14 protein-coding genes are annotated in these 17,580 nt (G+C 62.0%); 7 read left to right on the plus strand and 7 right to left on the minus strand.

Going from position 1 to position 17,580, the window contains the following annotated elements:
• Nucleotides 1-85 precede the first annotated feature (85 nt).
• The 4 genes from ACP7B7_RS11840 to ACP7B7_RS11855 all read left to right on the plus strand — a co-directional run bounded on the left by ACP7B7_RS11840 (nucleotide 86) and on the right by ACP7B7_RS11855 (nucleotide 6,750).
• Nucleotides 86-1,342, plus strand: coding sequence for an efflux RND transporter periplasmic adaptor subunit (locus ACP7B7_RS11840; protein WP_426076792.1), 1,257 nt, complete (start codon nucleotides 86-88; stop codon nucleotides 1,340-1,342).
• A 3-nt stretch (nucleotides 1,343-1,345) separates the two neighbouring features.
• Nucleotides 1,346-4,540, plus strand: coding sequence for an efflux RND transporter permease subunit (locus tag ACP7B7_RS11845; RefSeq protein ID WP_308921853.1), 3,195 nt, complete (start codon nucleotides 1,346-1,348; stop codon nucleotides 4,538-4,540).
• A gap of 38 nt (nucleotides 4,541-4,578) precedes the next feature.
• Nucleotides 4,579-6,030 carry an efflux transporter outer membrane subunit gene (locus ACP7B7_RS11850; protein ID WP_426076891.1) on the plus strand — a complete coding sequence of 484 codons (1,452 nt, stop codon included), beginning with the start codon at nucleotides 4,579-4,581 and terminating at the stop codon, nucleotides 6,028-6,030.
• A 162-nt stretch (nucleotides 6,031-6,192) separates the two neighbouring features.
• Nucleotides 6,193-6,750, plus strand: a complete 558-nt coding sequence (locus tag ACP7B7_RS11855) for a fasciclin domain-containing protein (protein ID WP_426076793.1) — start codon at nucleotides 6,193-6,195, stop codon at nucleotides 6,748-6,750.
• 9 nt (nucleotides 6,751-6,759) lie between these two features.
• On the opposite strand, the gene ACP7B7_RS11860 is transcribed toward ACP7B7_RS11855, so the two are convergent.
• Nucleotides 6,760-7,758 (minus strand): serine hydrolase domain-containing protein, encoded by a 999-nt coding sequence (locus ACP7B7_RS11860; RefSeq protein ID WP_426076794.1) that lies wholly within the window; start codon nucleotides 7,756-7,758, stop codon nucleotides 6,760-6,762.
• A 179-nt stretch (nucleotides 7,759-7,937) separates the two neighbouring features.
• On the opposite strand from ACP7B7_RS11860, the gene ACP7B7_RS11865 reads away from it, so the two are divergent.
• Nucleotides 7,938-8,405 carry a helix-turn-helix domain-containing protein gene (locus ACP7B7_RS11865; protein WP_426076795.1) on the plus strand — a complete coding sequence of 156 codons (468 nt, stop codon included), beginning with the start codon at nucleotides 7,938-7,940 and terminating at the stop codon, nucleotides 8,403-8,405.
• Nucleotides 8,402-8,977, plus strand: a complete 576-nt coding sequence (locus ACP7B7_RS11870; RefSeq protein WP_426076796.1) for a PIN domain-containing protein — start codon at nucleotides 8,402-8,404, stop codon at nucleotides 8,975-8,977. The genes ACP7B7_RS11865 and ACP7B7_RS11870 overlap by 4 nt, the downstream gene beginning before the upstream one ends.
• Before the next feature lie 87 nt (nucleotides 8,978-9,064).
• Here the strand turns inward: ACP7B7_RS11870 and ACP7B7_RS11875 are convergent, their stop codons facing one another.
• The 5 genes from ACP7B7_RS11875 to ACP7B7_RS11895 all read right to left on the minus strand — a co-directional run bounded on the left by ACP7B7_RS11875 (nucleotide 9,065) and on the right by ACP7B7_RS11895 (nucleotide 13,886).
• The gene (locus ACP7B7_RS11875) at nucleotides 9,065-9,391 is read right to left on the minus strand and encodes a hypothetical protein (RefSeq protein WP_308921848.1); all 327 of its coding nucleotides are present in this window, start codon (nucleotides 9,389-9,391) and stop codon (nucleotides 9,065-9,067) included.
• A gap of 55 nt (nucleotides 9,392-9,446) precedes the next feature.
• Nucleotides 9,447-9,779 carry a hypothetical protein gene (locus tag ACP7B7_RS11880; protein WP_308921847.1) on the minus strand — a complete coding sequence of 111 codons (333 nt, stop codon included), beginning with the start codon at nucleotides 9,777-9,779 and terminating at the stop codon, nucleotides 9,447-9,449.
• A 106-nt stretch (nucleotides 9,780-9,885) separates the two neighbouring features.
• Nucleotides 9,886-11,082 carry a PepSY-associated TM helix domain-containing protein gene (locus ACP7B7_RS11885; protein WP_426076892.1) on the minus strand — a complete coding sequence of 399 codons (1,197 nt, stop codon included), beginning with the start codon at nucleotides 11,080-11,082 and terminating at the stop codon, nucleotides 9,886-9,888.
• A 9-nt stretch (nucleotides 11,083-11,091) separates the two neighbouring features.
• Nucleotides 11,092-13,224, minus strand: coding sequence for a TonB-dependent siderophore receptor (locus tag ACP7B7_RS11890; protein WP_426076797.1), 2,133 nt, complete (start codon nucleotides 13,222-13,224; stop codon nucleotides 11,092-11,094).
• 338 nt (nucleotides 13,225-13,562) lie between these two features.
• Complete coding sequence (locus ACP7B7_RS11895; protein WP_308921845.1) at nucleotides 13,563-13,886, minus strand: hypothetical protein; 324 nt, start codon at nucleotides 13,884-13,886, stop codon at nucleotides 13,563-13,565.
• A 210-nt stretch (nucleotides 13,887-14,096) separates the two neighbouring features.
• On the opposite strand from ACP7B7_RS11895, the gene ligD reads away from it, so the two are divergent.
• A complete protein-coding gene (ligD, locus tag ACP7B7_RS11900; protein ID WP_426076798.1) occupies nucleotides 14,097-16,586 on the plus strand; it encodes a DNA ligase D in 2,490 nt (829 codons plus the stop codon).
• 133 nt (nucleotides 16,587-16,719) lie between these two features.
• On the opposite strand, the gene ACP7B7_RS11905 is transcribed toward ligD, so the two are convergent.
• On the minus strand, nucleotides 16,720-17,568 hold the full coding sequence (locus ACP7B7_RS11905; RefSeq protein ID WP_426076799.1) for a Ku protein: 849 nt from the start codon (nucleotides 17,566-17,568) through the stop codon (nucleotides 16,720-16,722).
• Between the last annotated feature and the right edge of the window lie 12 nt (nucleotides 17,569-17,580).

Raw genomic sequence — 17,580 nt, forward strand, 5'->3', positions numbered from 1 at the left:
CCATTGCATCTTTATTCACTTTAATCGGCTGGGTGGCTTCCTGTCGTCTATACCATTAGAAATTTTCATAAAACAGGGAAATAAAATGAAAAACGTTCAACAAATTTCTATCCTGCTCAAGCCCCTGGCGGCCTCGCTGGCCGTTGCCGGCCTGGTGGCGTTCAGCCTGGCTGGCTGCGATTCAGCCAACAGCAAGGTGCCCGACGCGCCGGCGGCCGGTGGCCCACCGATCTCGGCCGCCGCCGTGATCGAAAAACAGATTACCGAAACCCAGGAATTCTCGGGCCGCCTGGAAGCCATCGAACGCGTGGAAATCCGCTCGCGCGTCGGCGGCTTCATCACCTCGGTGAACTTCAAGCCGGGCAGCGAAGTGAAAAAGGGCGACGTGCTGTTCGTGATCGATCCGCGTCCGTTCCAGGCTGAAGTGTCGCGTGCCGAAGGCGCCGCCGCCTCGGCCCGCGCCAAGGCCGAACTGGCCAAGCTGGAACTGTCGCGCGCCGAAAAACTGCTGGCCGAAAAAGCCATCCCGCAGCGCGAACTCGATGAAAAAGCGTCGGGCCTGAAAGAGCTGGACGCCAATGTGCGCGCCGCCCAAGCGTCGTATGAAGCGGCCAAGCTGAACCTGTCGTACACCCAGGTGCAGGCGCCGATCAGCGGCCGCGTATCGAAGGCCGAGATCACCGTCGGCAACCTGATCGACGCCACCGCCATCCTGACGTCCGTGGTCTCGACCGACCGCATCTACGCCAGCTTCGACGGCGACGAAGACACCTATCTGCGCGTGGCCGGCACGGCGCAAAAGGGCGCGCCCGTGCTCGTCAAGGTGGGCCTGGCCAACGAGAGCGGTTTCCCGCATGAAGGCAAGCTGGAATTCGTCGACAACCAGCTCGATCCGGCCACCGGCAGCGTGCGCATGCGCGCCACCTTCGCCAACGCCGACCGCATGCTGGTGCCTGGTTTGTTCGCCCGCATCCAGCTCGATACCGGCAGCGGCGCGCAGGCGCAAGGCACGGCGCTGTTGATCAGCGACCGCGCCGTCGGCACCGACCAGAGCCGCAAGTATGTCTACGTGGTGGGCGCCGACAACAAGGCCGAATACCGCGCCGTCAAGCTGGGCCCGAACGCCGATGGTTTGCGCGTGGTGCGCGAAGGCCTGAAGGCGGGCGAGAAGATCGTCGTCAACGGCCTGCAGCGCGTGCGCCCGGGCGCCCCGGTGACGCCACAGATGGTGGCAATGGACTTCGATCCGACGGCGCCAGTGGCTCCCGCAAAACCAGCAACAAAAGACGCCAAGATTGCCGCCAAGGCGGAATCGAAAACGGCAGCGACCACCAAGGAATAAACCATGAACTTTTCACGCTTTTTCATCGACAAGCCGATCTTTGCGGCGGTGCTGTCGATTGTCATTTTCGTGGCCGGGATGCTGTCGATCTTCGGCCTGCCGATCTCGGAATATCCCGACGTCGTGCCGCCATCGGTGGTGGTGCGCGCGCAGTATCCGGGCGCCAATCCGAAAGTGATCGCCGAAACCGTTGCCGCCCCGCTGGAGGAGCAGATCAACGGTGTCGAGAACATGCTCTACATGTCCTCGCAAAATACGTCGGACGGCGCGATGATGCTGACGATTACCTTCAAGATCGGCACCAACGTCGAGCAGGCCGAGACGCAGGTGCAGAACCGCGTGCAGCGCGCCTTGCCGCGCCTGCCGGAAGAGGTGCGCCAGATCGGCGTGACGACCGTCAAGTCCTCGCCCAACCTGACCATGGTGGTGCACCTGGTCTCGCCCAACAAGCGCTATGACGACATGTACCTGCGTAACTACGCGGTGCTGAACGTCAAGGATCAATTGGCCCGCCTGCCCGGCATGGGCGACATCCAGATCTTCGGCGCCGGCGACTATGCCATGCGTATCTGGCTCGACCCGCAGAAAGTGGCGGCGCGCGGCATGACAGCCAATGACGTGGTCGAGGCCATCCGCGAGCAGAACGTGCAGGTCGCCGCCGGTGTGATCGGCGCTTCGCCGGCGAAAAATTCGCCGTTCCAGCTGACCGTCAATACCCAGGGCCGTTTGCAGTCGCCCGAGGAATTCGGCGCCATCATCGTGCGTACCAATGCCGATGGCGCGGTGACGCAACTGAAGGACGTGGCGCGCGTGGAAATGGGCGCCAACAGCTATTCGCTGCGGTCCTTGCTGAACAATAATCCGGCCGTCGGCATGGGTATTTTCGAAGCACCGAACGCCAACGCGCTGCAACTGTCTTCCGACGTGCGCGCCAAGATGGACGAACTGAAAAAAGACTTCCCGCAAGGCGTGGAATATCGCATCGAGTATGACCCGACCCAGTTCGTGCGCTCCTCGATCGAAGCCGTGATCCACACGCTGTTGGAGGCCATCGCCCTGGTGGTGCTGGTGGTGATCATCTTCCTGCAAACCTGGCGCGCTTCCATCATTCCGCTGCTGGCCGTGCCGGTCTCCATCGTCGGTACCTTTGCCGTGATGCTGGGCTTTGGTTTTTCGATCAATACCCTGTCGCTGTTCGGCCTCGTGCTGGCCATCGGTATCGTCGTCGATGACGCCATCGTGGTGGTGGAAAACGTGGAGCGCAATATCGAGGAAGGCCTGTCGCCGCGCGACGCCACCATTCAGGCCATGAAAGAGGTCAGCGGTCCTATCGTCGCCATCGCCCTGGTGCTGTGCGCCGTGTTCGTGCCGATCGCCTTCGTGCCCGGCCTGTCGGGCGAGTTCTACCGCCAGTTCGCGCTGACCATCGCGATTTCGACCGTGATCTCGGCATTCAGCTCGCTGACCCTGGCACCGGCCCTGTCGGCAGCCCTGTTGAAACCGCACGATGCGCCGAAAGACGCGCTGACACGCGGCATGGACAAGGTCTTCGGCCGTTTCTTCGCCTGGTTCAACCGCTTCTTCGGCCGCGCTTCGCACCGCTATGAAGCGGGCGTCAAAGGTGTGTTGGGCCGCAAGAGCGCTTCGCTGGGCGTGTACGCCTTGCTGGTGGTCGCCGCCGTGTTCGTGTTCAAGGCCGTGCCTGCCGGTTTCGTGCCTGGCCAGGACAAGCAATACCTGGTCGGCTTTGCGCAACTGCCTGACGCCGCCTCGCTGGACCGCACCGAAGACGTGGTACGCCGCATGTCCGACGTCATCAAGTCGGTGCCTGGCGTGGAATCGACGATCGCCTTCCCGGGCCTGTCGATCAACGACTTCACCAATGCGCCGAACGCCGGTATCGTGTTCGCCACCCTGAAACCGTTCGACGAACGCACCACCAAGGAATTGTCCGGCGGCGCCATCGCGGCCGAGATCAACAAGCGCCTGGGCGGTATCCAGGACGCCTTCATCATGGTGTTCCCGCCACCGCCGGTCAACGGCCTGGGCACCATCGGCGGCTTCAAGATGATGATCGAAGACCGCGGCAATCTCGGTTACGACGCGCTGTACAACGCCACCCAGGCGCTGGCCGGCAAGGCTTACCAGACGCCGGAACTGGCGGGCGTGTTCTCGGGCTACCAGATCAACGTGCCGCAGCTGTTCGCCGATGTCGACCGCGTCAAGGCCAAGCAGTTGGGCGTGCCGCTGGCCACCATCTACCAGACCTTGCAGATCAACCTCGGTTCCTTGTACGTGAATGACTTCAACCAGTTTGGCCGTACCTACCAGGTGCGCGTGCAGGCCGATGCCGAGTTCCGTTCGCATGCGCAGGATATCGCGCAGCTGAAGGTGCGTAGCGACAAGGGCGAAATGATCCCGCTGTCCTCCTTGATGCGCGTGAAAGACAGCTATGGTCCGGACCGCGTGCAGCGCTACAACGCCTACGCCGCAGCCGATTTCAATGGCGGGCCGGCACCGGGTGTGTCGAGCGGCCAGGCGCAAGCCGCGCTGGAACGCATCGCCAAGGAAGTGCTGCCGCAAGGGATTTCGTATGAATGGACCGAGCTGACTTACCAGGACATCCTGTCCGGTAACACGATGATCTATGTGTTCCCGCTGTGCGTGCTGCTGGTGTTCCTGGTGCTGGCCGCCCAGTACGAAAGCTGGACCCTGCCGCTGGCCGTGATCCTGATCGTGCCGATGTCGATTTTGTGCGCCTTGCTGGGCGTGAAACTGACCGGTGGCGACAACAATGTGTTCACCCAGATCGCGCTGTTCGTGCTGGTGGGGCTGGCGTCGAAGAATGCGATTCTGATCGTCGAGTTTGCCCGCGAACTGGAAGACCATGGCCGCACCGTCGTGCAGGCCGCGCTGGAAGCTTGCCGCCTGCGTCTGCGTCCGATCCTGATGACGTCGATCGCGTTCATCATGGGCGTGGTGCCCTTGGTGTTCTCGCACGGCGCCGGTTCGGAAATGCGCCATGCCATGGGTGTGGCGGTATTTGCCGGCATGCTGGGCGTGACCTTCTTCGGCCTGTTCCTGACGCCTGTATTTTATGTATTGCTGCGTACCCTGGCGCAGCGTTTCGAGAAAAAACCAGCCGCCGCCAAGCGCCCCGCCGCGCCGGTGCTGGACCTGGAAGGAGATGTATCGTGAAAAACAACCTGAAACCGCTGTTGAAACCAGTGCTCGGCATGATGGCCGCCGCCGTGCTATTGGCAGCCTGCGCCGCGCCGGACTTCCAGCAGCCGCAGATCGCCACCCCGGCCGCTTTCAAGGAAGCGCAAGTGCCGGCGGTGCAGACGGCGCAGGACGGCACCCGCTGGTCCCAGGCGCAAGTGAACTACGCCGAGCGCCAGGCGCGCGGCGAATGGTGGCTGGCGTTTAACGACCCCACGCTGACCGGCCTGATCGCCGAGGCCACGCAGGCCAACGCCAACCTGGCCGTGGCGGCCGCCCGCGTCAAGCAGGCGAGGGCGATTGCCGGCATCGCCGAAGCGGACCGCATCCCGCAAGTGGGCGTGAACCTGGGCGGCCAGCGCAATCGCGCTTCCGCCGTGTCGCTGGGCCTGCCGAACGGCGCGCCGGTGGCGGCCACCAATGTGTACCAGGCCAACCTGACGGCCAGCTACGAAGTCGACCTGTTCGGCCGCGTGGCGGCCAATGTCAGCGCCTCGCGCAGCGATGCGCTGGCGGTGGAAGCGACCTACCGCTCGGTGCTGCTGTCCTTGCAGGCCGACGTGGCGCAGACCTACTTCCAGCTGCGTGCCACCGACGCCGAACTGGCGACCCTGGCCGAGACGGTGCGCCTGCGCGAAGAAAGCGTGCATGTTAACCAGCGCCGCTATGACCTGGGCGATATCGGCGAATTCGATCTGTCGCGGGCCCGCACCGAGCTGTCGACGGCGCGCGCCGAAGCGATCGGCCTGCAGCGCCAGCGCGCCACCGGCGAGCATGCGCTGGCGGTCTTGCTGGGCGAACCGGCGGCCAGCTTCACGGCCGTCGTCAACCCGCTGCAGGACAGCGCTTTTTTGCCGGTGATCCCCGCCGGCATGCCGTCGACCCTGCTGGAACGCCGGCCCGATATCGCCTCGGCCCAGCGCACCATGGAAGCGTCGAATGCGCGTATCGGCGTGGCGAAATCGGCGATGTTCCCGGCCCTGATGCTGAACGCATCGGGTGGCGGCGCGGCCGACACCTTCTCGGACGTGTTCAAGTGGAGCAGCCGCTCCTGGCTGCTGGGCGCGCTGATGTCGATGCCGATCATCGACGGTGGCCGCAACAAGGCGGCGGTAACGCGCAGCGAAGCGCAGCTGGAAGAATCGGTCGGCACCTACCGCCAGAGCGTGCTGGTGGCGTTTGCCGAAGTCGAGGACAACCTGGCGGGCCTGCGCATCCTGTCGGGCCAGACGCAGCAGATCGACGAAGCGGTGGTTTCGGCGCGCCGCTCGGCCGACCTGGCGCAGAAACTGTATGACGCCGGCCGTTCCAGCTACCTGGACCTGCTCGACGCGCAGCGCAACCTGTCGGCCGTCGAACGCAGTGCCGTGCAATTGCGCGGCAACCGTGCCGTCACCACCGTGGCGCTGATCCGCTCCCTGGGCGGCGGCTGGGGCGAGCCGGAGCCGCAAGTCGCAGTCAACTGATCCCGGCACTGCGGGCTGGCACACGCCGGCCCGCAACAAGGGATGGTTTGAACAAACGGCGCACTGCGCCGTTTTTTTTGTTTGACTGAATTGAATCCGATTCCAGCATGGCCGCGTAAGTACTCCTGCAATCATGCACAGGCAGTCATCCAGGAGATCATCATGCGCACCTTTATTCCCGCAGTACTGTTCGCCACTTCCATGCTGGCCACCGGCGCCAGCTTCGCCGCCGACATGACGACCATGGTCGGTGGACAGAGCATGCTTCCATCAAAAGACATCGTCGACAACGCCGTCAATTCGGCCGACCACACCACCCTGGTGGCCGCCGTCAAGGCCGCCGGCCTGGTCGACACATTGAAGGGGAAAGGGCCGTTCACGGTCTTCGCGCCAACGAATGCGGCGTTTGCCAAGCTGCCCGCCGGCACCGTCGATACGCTGGTCAAGCCGGAGAGCAAAGAGACCCTGACCAAGATCCTGACCTATCACGTGGTGCCCGGAAAATACGACTTCAAGGCGCTGGCCAAGGAAATCAAGATGCATAACGGTAAAGCCACCTTGCCGACCGCCAGTGGCGGCAAGCTGATGTTCGCCATGAACGGCATGCACAATATCGTCGTGATGGACGAGTCCGGCGGCACTGCCAATATCAGCACCTATGACGTGTACCAGTCGAATGGCGTGATCAATGTGATCGACACGGTGCTGATGCCGAAATAAACCCCCGCTTCAATCCGCCGCCAGCAGCGCTTTCAGGATATCTTCCGAGCGCCGCTGGCCATGCGGCTTTCCATAGGCACTGGACGCCACCGCCACCACCATGTGGCGCGCGGGGATTACATAGATCTTGTTGCCGCCATTGCCGGACGCGAAAGACACCTTGACGTTTTCACCGGCGACGTCGTAGTTTTTGCCGTACCAGAAATAACCATAATGATCGGCATAGCGGTCCGTCTCGCCGATCGCCACGCGCGGCGCCAGCGCCGCCTTGAGCCAGCTGGCCGCGATCACGCGCCGGCCATTTGTCACTCCCTCATCCAGCACCAGCTGCCCGATCGCCGCCATGTCGCGCGGCCGCAACGACAAATTGCCCTGTCCCTTGGCATGGCCGTCCACGTCGCGGCCCCACTGCCAGCGCGTGATGCCCAGCGGCGCGAACAACACGCTGCCGGCAAACGTGTCCAGGTCGACGCCGCTGGCGCTTTCCACCATGCGCCCGGCGATATACGAACCGAGCGAGTTGTAGCGGTAGACCGTACCTGGCGCCATCGCCGCAGGCACGCCGCGCACAAAGGCGGTGGGGTCCGGCGCTTCGTCCAGCTTGTCCTCATTGCCCGGCGAGGCCGCATCCTCGTCAAACGCGGCCAAGCCCGAACGCATGGCCAGCAGATCGTCCAGCACCACCTGGCCGGCCGGGCTGCCGGCGACCTCCGGCCAGTATTGGCCGACGGTTCCCGTGGTCGCCAGCTGGCCGCGTGCGACGGCGGCGCCCACCAGCAGCGCGGTGACGCTTTTGCCGGCCGAGCGCATGTCGTGCAGGCCGTTTTGTACCTGGCCGTTGTAATAGCGTTCGGCCACCACGGCCCCGTCGCGCAGCACCACCACGGCGCGCAGGTCGGCATGGCTGTCATGGTCAAATTCTTGCACCACTTGCGCCAGCGAGGCGCCTGCGGCGCAGGGTGCATGCAAGGCGACAAGCAGTAACAGCGGCAGGGGCAAGCGGCGCATGGCGAACTTTCGTTACAAGGGCAAGGCCTGTAGTGTTGCTCATGCACGCTGGCTTGTGGTGAAGTTTGCATGAAGGTGTGCCGCTCTTGTTTCGTTTATTGCGTTTATTGCGTTTATTGTGCTTTTCGTTTATTTCGATTAGACTTCGTATCTGGCATTAGATTAGTTTGGAGACCGTCATGACTACCGCAACCTTGGCCCGCACCGTTTTGCCTGATGAAAGGGCGATCAATGCGGCGATAGAGTCAGGCCGCCAGTTGGCAGCATTTATCTCGACAAAGTCGGAGACCCAGCGCATAGAGCTGATCGACGAGATGCAGCAGCGTGTAGTCATTGACATGCCGACGTTCGCCCTTCGTTTGCTTGGTGAAATTCTCAGCGAGCTGGCATTGGGCAATGCCGTCAAGGTCGTGCCCATTCATGCCGAGCTGACCACCCAAGAGGGTGCCGACATCCTCAACGTTTCACGGCCTCATCTGATAAAAATGCTGGATGAAGGAGCGTTACCGCATACTAAGACAGGCAGGCATCGCCGCATCAAGTTTGCCGATCTGATGCAGTACAAGGCGCTGCGTGAGCGAACCAGCCTGTCCGCCATGGATGAACTGGTGGCGCAGGCACAGGAACTGAAAATGGGATATGAATGAGGCAGTCCTCGTTCACGGCATTTTATGACGCCAATGTGCTCTATCCCGCGCCATTGAGGGATTTTTTGATGTATCTGGCACTGACCGGTGCCTACCGGGCACGCTGGTCGGCGCAGGTGCATGATGAGTGGAAGCGCAATCTTCTGATCAATCGTCCAGACCTGACGCGCGAGCAGCTCGATCGCACGTCCTCGCTGATGGACAAGGCCGTGCCTGACGGTCTCGTCACCGACTATGAATCGTTGCTAGAAAGCCTTCAGTTACCGGACGCGGATGATCGCCACGTCCTCGCAGCCGCAATCAAGTGCAACGCTTCCGTTATCGTGACATTCAACCTCAAGGATTTCCCGAAAACCACACTGGCCCCGTTTAACATTGAGCCGCTACATCCCGATACCTTCATAGTGGATTTGTGGGATCTGGATCAGGCGGCAGTTCTCAAGGCCGCGCAGCGACAGCGGGCGGCGTTGAAAAAACCGCCTCACAATGCCAGGCTCTATCTCGACAAACTCCTGCAACAGAAACTTCCAGAAACCGTCAAACTGCTTGGCGGTTTCGAATTTCTGATCTGATATCGCGTGCACACGCGCATGCAAACGATGTCTTCGGAACGAAAAAAAGACAGCCGAAGCTGTCTTTCTGGCGCTACCTTATAGCGATTATTTTGCTGCGACTGGCGCTGCCGGTGCGGCTTCCACGGCTTTTTCATCAGCCTTGGCCTTTGCCTTGGCGGCCTTGTGGTGGGCCTTGGCTTTCTTGACCTTGGCATCGGCCTTGGCGCCAGCGACATCGGCTTTCGCATCGGCGGCGACTGCCGCTTCTTTCGCGTCGGCTTTCACGACTGCCTTGGTTTCCTTGGCTTCGGCCTTGGCCACTTCCTTGGTGTGGGTGGCTTCCGCCTTGGCCGGTGCTGGGGCTGCAGGGGCCTGGGCAAAAGCGGCGGTGGCGAAGACGGTGGCGATCAGGGCGGCGATGGTGTTTTTCATGTCAGTTCCTCAGTATGTGGGATGCGGTAAAAGCGATTGTTTTTCGTGCTTGTAATTACTTGGCGGGCGCCGCTTCGGCAGTGGCCGAGGCCAGCTTTTCATCGGCCTTGGCCTTGGTTTTCTTGGCCTTGTGATGCGCTTTGGCTTTGGTGGCGCTTGCATCGGCCTTGGCGCTGGCGACATCGGCGGTTGCAGCCACTTCGGTCTTGGCGACTTTCGCATCGGCTTTCACGGCGGCGGTCGCTTCCTTGGCGTCGGCCTTGGTGTGCGCCGCTTCGGCCTTGGCCGGTACTGAGGCTGCAGGCGCCGCAGGAGTCTGGGCAAAAGCTGCGGTAGCGAACAGGCCGGCGATCAGGGTAGCGCTCAGGTTGAAAATGCGTTTTTTCATGGTGCAGTCCTCAGTGGTGGTTTGTCTGTTGGTGCCGGGATGATTCCCGTGTCACTGAGGAGAAAACGCGCCCCGAAGCCTGGCCGTTGACGAGCATTACAATCACTTACAACTGGATCGTTTTCAGCGTGCGCGCGCGGCGCTTGCGCAGCCAGATGACCAGGCCCGTCGCGCTCAGCATCGCCACCAGCAGCCCCATCATGGAGATCATGATGCGTCCCGGCAGGCCGAGGATGCGGCCCGAATGCAGCGGGAATTGCGCCTGCAAAAAGATGTCGCCGGCACTGCCGGTGCCGGGAATCACGCCGCCGGCAGGGCTGCCGTCGCGGCCATCGAAATACAGCCAGGCATTGCCCAGGCCACCGTCGCCGTGGTCATTGTCCGCTTCGAAAAAGCCCACGCCATACAGGCCGTAGCTGGACGAATAAAACACGCCGCCGGCCGGCAAGGTCCAGCCCCGTCTTGCCGCTTCGGTTTTCGCCAGCGCCACCACCTGTTCGCGCGTCAGCAGCGGTTCGACCGGATTTTCCGGCGGCTGCGGCGTGCGGCTGTCGAACGCATTCGGACTGAGGGTAGAAAATTTGGCCACCAGCGGGCGCATTACCTGCGTCTGCAGGTTCATCGAGATCGAAGTCACGGCCAGGATCAGCAATAACAGCCAGAGCCACACGCCGCCCGAGCGGTGCAAATCAAAATTGAGCCGGTGCCCCCCTTGCCGCCAGCGAAAGGCCAGCGACTTGCGCCAGCTGCGAAGATTCGGGAACGACAGATACAGCGCGATAAAGCAGTCAACAAACCATACGATGCCGATAATGCCCATCAGCCAGACACCGAACTCGATGCCCCAGCCGTCGGGGATATGCATGGTGTAATGGAGCTTGTACAGGAAAGGCAGCAGGTTCTCGCGCGCCATCGATACCTGGCCCCACTGGCGCGTGCCCTGCACGGTACCGGTAACAGGATCGACCGCTATCTGGTTGTAGCCCAGGTCATGGGGCTTACCGGTGGCGGGATCGATCTTGCCTTCGACCGACATCAGCGCCGTATGACCCGGTTCCAACGCGGTCAGCGTGTAGTTGACGCGCACGCGCGGGTCTTGCGCTTCGACCTGCGATGCCAGCTCCAGGCCGGTGCGGGCGTGTGCATGTTCCGTGCCGCTGGCAGCATGGAACAGCTGCGGATTGAGCCAGGCGTCGAGTTCGTGATCCCACGAGATGACGGCGCCCGTCAGGCCCGAAATGAACAGGAACAGCGCCACCGCCAGGCCGAACCAGCGGTGCAGCAGGACCAGCAGTGGACGCAGCCGCATCGCCTAGTACTTCCAGCTCAGCGTCGCGCTGCCATTGCGGCCGGCCGCGTACAGCGACTGGTCCCAGTACAGGCTGGTGAGGTGCTTCTTGTCCGTCGCGTTGTTCAGGTTCAGCGACAGGCTGACGTTTTTTGTCAGGTCGTAACTGGCCATCAGGCCCAGTTGCGCGTAGGCGCCCTGGCGCAGGTCGATCGTGTCGCCGACGGCCAGGTGGATATCGTCCTGCCAGGTCAGGTTGGCGCCCACCTTCAGTTTCGGCACGGCCGGTACCAGGTAGGTGGTCGACACATGGAACTGCTTGCGCGGAATGAATGTGCGCGCGTCGTTGTCATTGCCCTTGATGCGCAATTGCGCGTAGCCGGCGCTGGCTTGCCAGCCGCGTGCCACTTCGCCCGATGCTTCCAGTTCAAAGCCTGTCGACTCCGAATCCACGCCCTTGTAGATGGTCTTGAAGGTGGCGGTGGTGCCGGCTGCTTCGGCCAGGTTTTGCTGGCGAATCTTGAAAACGGCGCCCGACAGGTTCAGGCGGCCGTCGAACAACTCTCCCTTCACCCCCAGCTCCAGGCTTTTGCCGGTGGCCGCCGCCAGGGTCTGGCCGTTGGCGTCGGTATCGCTTTGTGGATTGAAGATTTCCGCATAGCTGGCATAGGCCGACACGTGGCGGTTGATGTCCTGCACCAGGCCCAGGTAGGGCGTGGTGTCGCTTTGCGAGGTCGACTTGCTCACGCCATAGGCTGCGCCTTTGCTGTCGACCTTGACGGTATTGACGCCGGCCAGCAGCTTGGTGCTGTCGGCCAGGTTGAAGCGGGCGGCGGCAAAGGCGTTCTTGCGCTTGTCGCTGTAGGCGCTGCCGTCGGTCGACGCATCGAACGTGGGAATCGGATAGGAACCATCGAAGGCGGTGCCGTTCGGCAGCGCGGTGCCGATGCCCTGGCCATAGTAGGACACGTCATGCAGCTTTGACCTGGACCAGCTGGCGCCGAAAGTGAGGTCGTGCCGGCGGCCGGCCAGGTCGAATTTGCCGGTGGCGGAAATATCAAACAGGCTTTGTTCATTGTTCGAATTGTATTTGGACGGGTAGCTGTACAGCCCATCGCCGGTGGCGCGGTCCGGCGTGCCGTATACATAGAACAGCTGCGAGTTTGAGTTGGCCCTGGTGTAGGTCAGCGTGGATTTGACGCTCCAGTCGGGGTTGAAGCGGTGCGTCAGTTCCGCGAAGGTGCTGTTGGTTTCCGTGTTCCAGCGCGACCAGTCGGCCGAGGTCGAGGTGGAAATCGGGTAATTGGTCTGCGTGCCGTCCGTGTAATACATCGGCAGCGCGCCCCACATGCCGCCCTTGGCCTTGGTCTTCTGGTAGGTGTGCCCGGCGGTGAAGGTAGTGTCGTTCGTCAGTTTCGCTTCCACCACGGCGTAGGCCACGTCCTTGCCGGGCGAGTAGCGGTCCAGCCAGGAGTCGCCTTCCTGGTGGGCGGCGACGAAGCGGGCCGCTACCTTGCCGTCGGTGCTCAGGGGCGTCGACACGTCGGCGTCCAGGCGGCGCGTGTTCCAGGAGCCGAGGGTCAGGGCAGCCGAGGCGGCCAGGCCTTCGGTGGGGCGCTTGCGCACGAAATTGATGGTGGCCGACGGGTTGCCGGTCGACGAGATCAGGCCATTGGCGCCGCGCACCACGTCGACCCGGTCATAGATGGCCGTATCGAGGCCGCCCATTACATTACCGAAAATAAAGGGGATGCCCACGCCGTCGTACTGGAAATTGGTGATGTCGTAGCCGCGCGCGGTGTAGTAGCTGCGGTCCGTTTCCACTTCTTCCACCGTCACGCCGGTGGTTTGCGCCAGGACCTTGTTGACGCTGTCGAGCCTGAAATCATCCATCTGCGCGCGGGTGACCACCGACACCGATTGCGGCGTCTCGCGCAGCGACAGATCGAGCTTGCTGGCCGATGCGCTTCTGCGCGCCGTATAGGAATCCTCGTGGGCGCCGGTGACGGTAATGGTCGGCATGGTGCTGTCGTCGGCTGCTGCCTGCATATCGTCGGCGGCGTGGGACAGTCCGGCACCCAGCGCCAGGGAAATGGCCAGGGCCAGGGGGCGCAGCGGCAGCGCGGATAAATGGGATGGAAAGGTGCGGACTGGCATTGAAACAACTCCTGGCATCGTAATGAGAATGAGAATAGTTCTCAATTTTATGACGCCATGCATCGCCGTACAATTGCACCGCTCAGGAAATCGCCTTTCTTTTCGCATCTTTACGCGCTTTTACATTATTCGCTGATTCCCGCATGGCCGCATTCATGCCCGATTTGTCCGCGCTCATCGCATGGCCGCCAGGTGCCAGCTGCGGCGCGCTGGAATGATCATCCCTGAAAGAGTTGCTGGCGCAGCTCGATGCGGTGCAGGTCGCGCAAGTGCAAAATGTAGCGCCCATGTGCGAAAAGACAGCCGTAGCTGTCTTTTCGTGTACGGGAAGCCGGTACTTATTTGGCGGCGGGTGCTTCGGCCACTGCGGAAGCTTTTTCTTCGGCAGCTTTGGCCTTGGTTTTCTTGGCTTTGTGATGGGCTTTTGCCTTGGCGGCGCCGGCATCTGCCTTGGCGCTGGCGACGTCAGCCTTGGCGTCGGCAACCGTCGCCGCTTCCTTGGCGTCGGCCTTGGCCACTGCCTTGGTTTCCTTGGCTTCCGCTTTCGTCACTTCCTTGGTGTGCTTGGCTTCGGCCTTGGCTGCCGCTGGGGCGGCCGGGGTCTGGGCAAAGGCTGCGGTAGCGAACAAGCCAGCGATGATGGTAGCAATAACTTTTTTCATGGTGCAGTTCCTCAAGAAGTGGGTGGTGTGCAGAAGATGTTTCCCCTGTCACTGAGCCAAAAACGCGCCTGGCGGCAACTTGGTTGACAGCCGATTACAAACACTTACAACTGGCGGTTTTCAATGGCCCGCCCGGCTCTGTTAGCTGGCGTACTGCGTGGGGCCGGGACGCCATCTAGACTAGGGACACGATCACAGCATGGGTTTGCCATGAAAGATGCCCTGAAAACCTATCAAGCCAAGCGCAACTTCGCCATCACGCCCGAGCCCGCCGGTGGTGGCGAGGCCGAGGGCGAACAGCTGAGCTTTGTGATCCAGAAACACTGGGCCAGCCGGTTGCATTACGATTTCCGGCTGGAACTCGATGGCACCATGAAAAGCTGGGCCGTGCCGAAAGGGCCCAGCTACGACAGTAAAGACAAGCGCATGGCGGTGCAGGTGGAGGACCACCCGATCTCGTATTCCAGCTTCGAAGGCACGATTCCGGAAAAACAATATGGCGCCGGCAAGGTCATTATCTGGGACAAGGGCACCTGGGAGCCGCAGGCGGCCACGCCGGACCCGCGCAAGGCGCTTGCGGCCGGCAACCTGAAATTCACCTTGCACGGCCACAAGATGCACGGCAACTGGGTGCTGGTGCGCATGAAGGGCAAGGGCGAAAAGCAGCCGGCCTGGCTGTTGATCAAGGAAAAGGACGATTACACGCGGCCCGCGCTGGAATACTCGGTGGTCGACGAATTGCCCGACAGCGTAAAAAGCAAGCCCATGCCCAAGCGCAAGAAGGCCACGGCCCAGCCAGCGGCGCCGGCCAGCGCGCTGCCGGCCACCTTGGCGCCGCAACTGGCGACCCTGGTCGATGCGCCGCCGACGGACGCCAAAGACTGGATCTTCGAGCTCAAGTTCGACGGCTACCGCATCCTGGCCCGGAGCGACGGCCAGCAGATTGCCCTGATCACGCGCAACGGCAACGACTGGACGCACAAGCTGCCCAAGCTGCAGCAGGCACTGGCCAAGCTGGGCTTGCCGCCTGGCTGGTATGACGGCGAGATCGTCGTCAATGGCAAGGATGGCCACCCGAGTTTCGGCGCCTTGCAACAGGCTTTCGACAAGGAGGCCACCAGCGATATCGCGTATTACCTGTTCGATGTGCCGTATTTCGATGGCCATGACTTGCGCGGCCAGCCGGTGGAGGCGCGCCGCGCGTTGTTGCGGCAACTGCTGGATCAATTGCCCACATCACCGCTGGTGCGTTTCAGCGATGAACTCGATGCCACGCCCGCGAAACTGCTGGCCACGGCCTGCAAGCTGGGCCTGGAAGGCGTGATCGGCAAGCGGCGCGGTTCGCGCTACACGGCGCGCCGCTCGAACGAGTGGATCAAGCTCAAGTGTGGCTTGCGCCAGGAATTCGTCATCGGCGGCTATACCGAGCCGCAGGGCGCGCGCAGCGGCATCGGCTCCTTGCTGCTGGGCACCCATGACAAGGACGGCAAGCTGCAGTACGCGGGCAATGTGGGCAGCGGCTTCGACCAGGATACCCTGCTCGATTTGCGCCGCCAGCTCGATGCCTTGACCGTCGATACCAGTCCCTATGCGGGCAAGGCGGGTGGCGTGCGCAAGGCGACTTGGGTCAAGCCGACCCTGGTGGCCGAGGTCAGCTTTGCCCAGTGGACCAGCGGCGGCGCCGTCCGCCATGCCGTATTTCATGGTCTGCGCACCGACAAGCCGGCCTCCGCCATCGTGCGTGAACGGCCGCAAACCGTCACTGCGAAAAAGGAACCATCCATGCCAGACGAAAAGCCATCCAGCATCTTGCCGGCCAGCCTGAAAATTACCAACCCTGACCGCGTGATCGACAAGGACAGCGGCGCCACCAAGATCGACCTGGTGCGCTACTACGCGCTGGTCGGCAAGCTGATGCTGCTGCATCTGCGGGGCCGGCCCGTGTCGCTGGTGCGCGCGCCATCGGGTGTCGGCGGCGAACTGTTTTTCCAGAAACATGCGGAAGTATCGAAAATGCCGGGCGTAAAACAGCTTGATGCCAAACTGGACCCGGAGCACCCGTCGATGCTGGAAGTGGCCAGCGCGCAAGGTTTGCTGTCGGCGGCACAATGGAATGTGGTCGAATTCCATACGCAAAATGCGCTGGCCAAGGCCTACGAGCTGCCCAACCGCATGGTATTCGACCTGGACCCTGGGAAAGGCGTGGGCTGGCCGGCGATCCGGGAGTCGGCCGTGCTGCTGCGCGCTTTCCTGACCGAACTGGGTTTGCCCGCCTTTTTGAAAACCAGTGGCGGCAAGGGGCTGCACGTGGTGGTGCCGATTCGGCCGAAACACGACTGGGATACCGTAAAAGCCTTCTCGCAGGCCATCGTCGCGCATATGGCCGAGCTGATCCCGAAACGTTTTGTCGTGAAAAGCGGGCCGGCCAACCGGGTCGGCAAGATCTTTATCGACTACCTGCGCAATGGCCGTGGTGCCACCACGGTGGCCGCCTGGTCGGTGCGCACGCGGCCGGGCCTGGGCATTTCCGTGCCGCTGGCGTGGGAGGAACTCGACAAGCTGAAAGCGGCGGATCAATGGAATGTAAGCAATGTGCACAGCCGGCTGGATGTGGGCAATACGCCGTGGGACAGCTATGCGCGCAGCGCGAAGGGGATTGATGCTGCGATGAAAAAGTTGGGGTTTGAATTACCCCGTTAATGTCACGTAGGTCGGATTAGCGCTACGCGCGTAATCCGACAACATTGTTGACAACGTCTCGGGTGTTGTCGGGTTACGCGCTTGCGCGCTAACCCGACCTACGCCCGACCCACGCTCCGACCCACGTTCACCATCATGCGGCCTTGCGTTTCGCCGCCGGTTTACGCGCAGGCTTGACCGGCGCCTTCTTCCCCAAACTCTGCTGCAGTAACGCCACCAGGTCGATCACATTGTCGGGCTTTTCCTGTTCCTCGGCCTCCGGCTCGGGCGCGGTAATGGTCTTGGTCTGTTTCGCCTTGATCTTTTTCCTGACCAGCGCCAGCACGTCGTCGCGGTAGGTGTCCTTGTATTGCTCGGGCTGCCATTCCTCGCTCATGCCTTCGACCAGTGACAGCGCCATCTTGAGTTCCTTGTCGGAAATGCCGGCCGCCTTCAGGGTGCTGCCGGGCAGCTCAAGATCGTCCATTTCGCGGAGCTCATCGGCAAAGCGCAAGGTATTGAGCACGATGGCCTTGTCGATGCACACCAGCGCGCACAGGTGCTGGCGCGTGCGGATCACCACGTTGGCGATACCGATCTTGCCCGATTTGCGCAAGGTTTCGCGCAGCAGGGCATAGACTTTCTCGCCGCCCTTGCCGGGCAGCAAATAATACGGATGCTCGTAATAGGTCAGCGGCACGTCGCCCGCATCGACAAAAGTCAATATGTCGATGGTTTGCGTGGCCTTCACGTTGGCGCGTTTCAGGTCTTCGTCGGACAGCACCACGTATTCGTCGGGCTTGTATTCATAACCCTTGATGATGTCGTCCCACACCACTTCCTTGCCCGTCTGCTTGTTGTAACGCTTGAAGCCGATGGGCGCAAAGTCGCGCCGGTCCAGCATGGACAGGTCGAGTTCGTGATCCTTGCTGCCCGAGATCAGCTCGACGGGGATATGCACGAGGCCGAAGCTGATCGCACCCTTCCACAAGGCTCTAGGCATGGTCTGGTTTCT

Source organism: Janthinobacterium sp. PSPC3-1, assembly GCF_049896105.1.
Taxonomy (GTDB): domain Bacteria; phylum Pseudomonadota; class Gammaproteobacteria; order Burkholderiales; family Burkholderiaceae_D; genus Janthinobacterium.

Excerpts from the sequence above, each read along its gene's own strand:
- ACP7B7_RS11905 (WP_426076799.1), bottom strand. The coding sequence starts at position 17,568 with ATGCCTAGAGCCTTGTGGAAGGGTGCGATCAGCTTCGGCCTCGTGCAT.
- ACP7B7_RS11865 (WP_426076795.1), top strand. The coding sequence starts at position 7,938 with ATGACTACCGCAACCTTGGCCCGCACCGTTTTGCCTGATGAAAGGGCG.
- ACP7B7_RS11845 (WP_308921853.1), top strand. The coding sequence starts at position 1,346 with ATGAACTTTTCACGCTTTTTCATCGACAAGCCGATCTTTGCGGCGGTG.
- ACP7B7_RS11855 (WP_426076793.1), top strand. The coding sequence starts at position 6,193 with ATGCGCACCTTTATTCCCGCAGTACTGTTCGCCACTTCCATGCTGGCC.
- ACP7B7_RS11895 (WP_308921845.1), bottom strand. The coding sequence starts at position 13,886 with ATGAAAAAAGTTATTGCTACCATCATCGCTGGCTTGTTCGCTACCGCA.
- ACP7B7_RS11860 (WP_426076794.1), bottom strand. The coding sequence starts at position 7,758 with ATGCGCCGCTTGCCCCTGCCGCTGTTACTGCTTGTCGCCTTGCATGCA.
- ACP7B7_RS11870 (WP_426076796.1), top strand. The coding sequence starts at position 8,402 with ATGAGGCAGTCCTCGTTCACGGCATTTTATGACGCCAATGTGCTCTAT.
- ACP7B7_RS11880 (WP_308921847.1), bottom strand. The coding sequence starts at position 9,779 with ATGAAAAAACGCATTTTCAACCTGAGCGCTACCCTGATCGCCGGCCTG.
- ACP7B7_RS11890 (WP_426076797.1), bottom strand. The coding sequence starts at position 13,224 with ATGCCAGTCCGCACCTTTCCATCCCATTTATCCGCGCTGCCGCTGCGC.
- ACP7B7_RS11875 (WP_308921848.1), bottom strand. The coding sequence starts at position 9,391 with ATGAAAAACACCATCGCCGCCCTGATCGCCACCGTCTTCGCCACCGCC.
- ACP7B7_RS11850 (WP_426076891.1), top strand. The coding sequence starts at position 4,579 with ATGATGGCCGCCGCCGTGCTATTGGCAGCCTGCGCCGCGCCGGACTTC.
- ACP7B7_RS11840 (WP_426076792.1), top strand. The coding sequence starts at position 86 with ATGAAAAACGTTCAACAAATTTCTATCCTGCTCAAGCCCCTGGCGGCC.
- ligD (WP_426076798.1), top strand. The coding sequence starts at position 14,097 with ATGAAAGATGCCCTGAAAACCTATCAAGCCAAGCGCAACTTCGCCATC.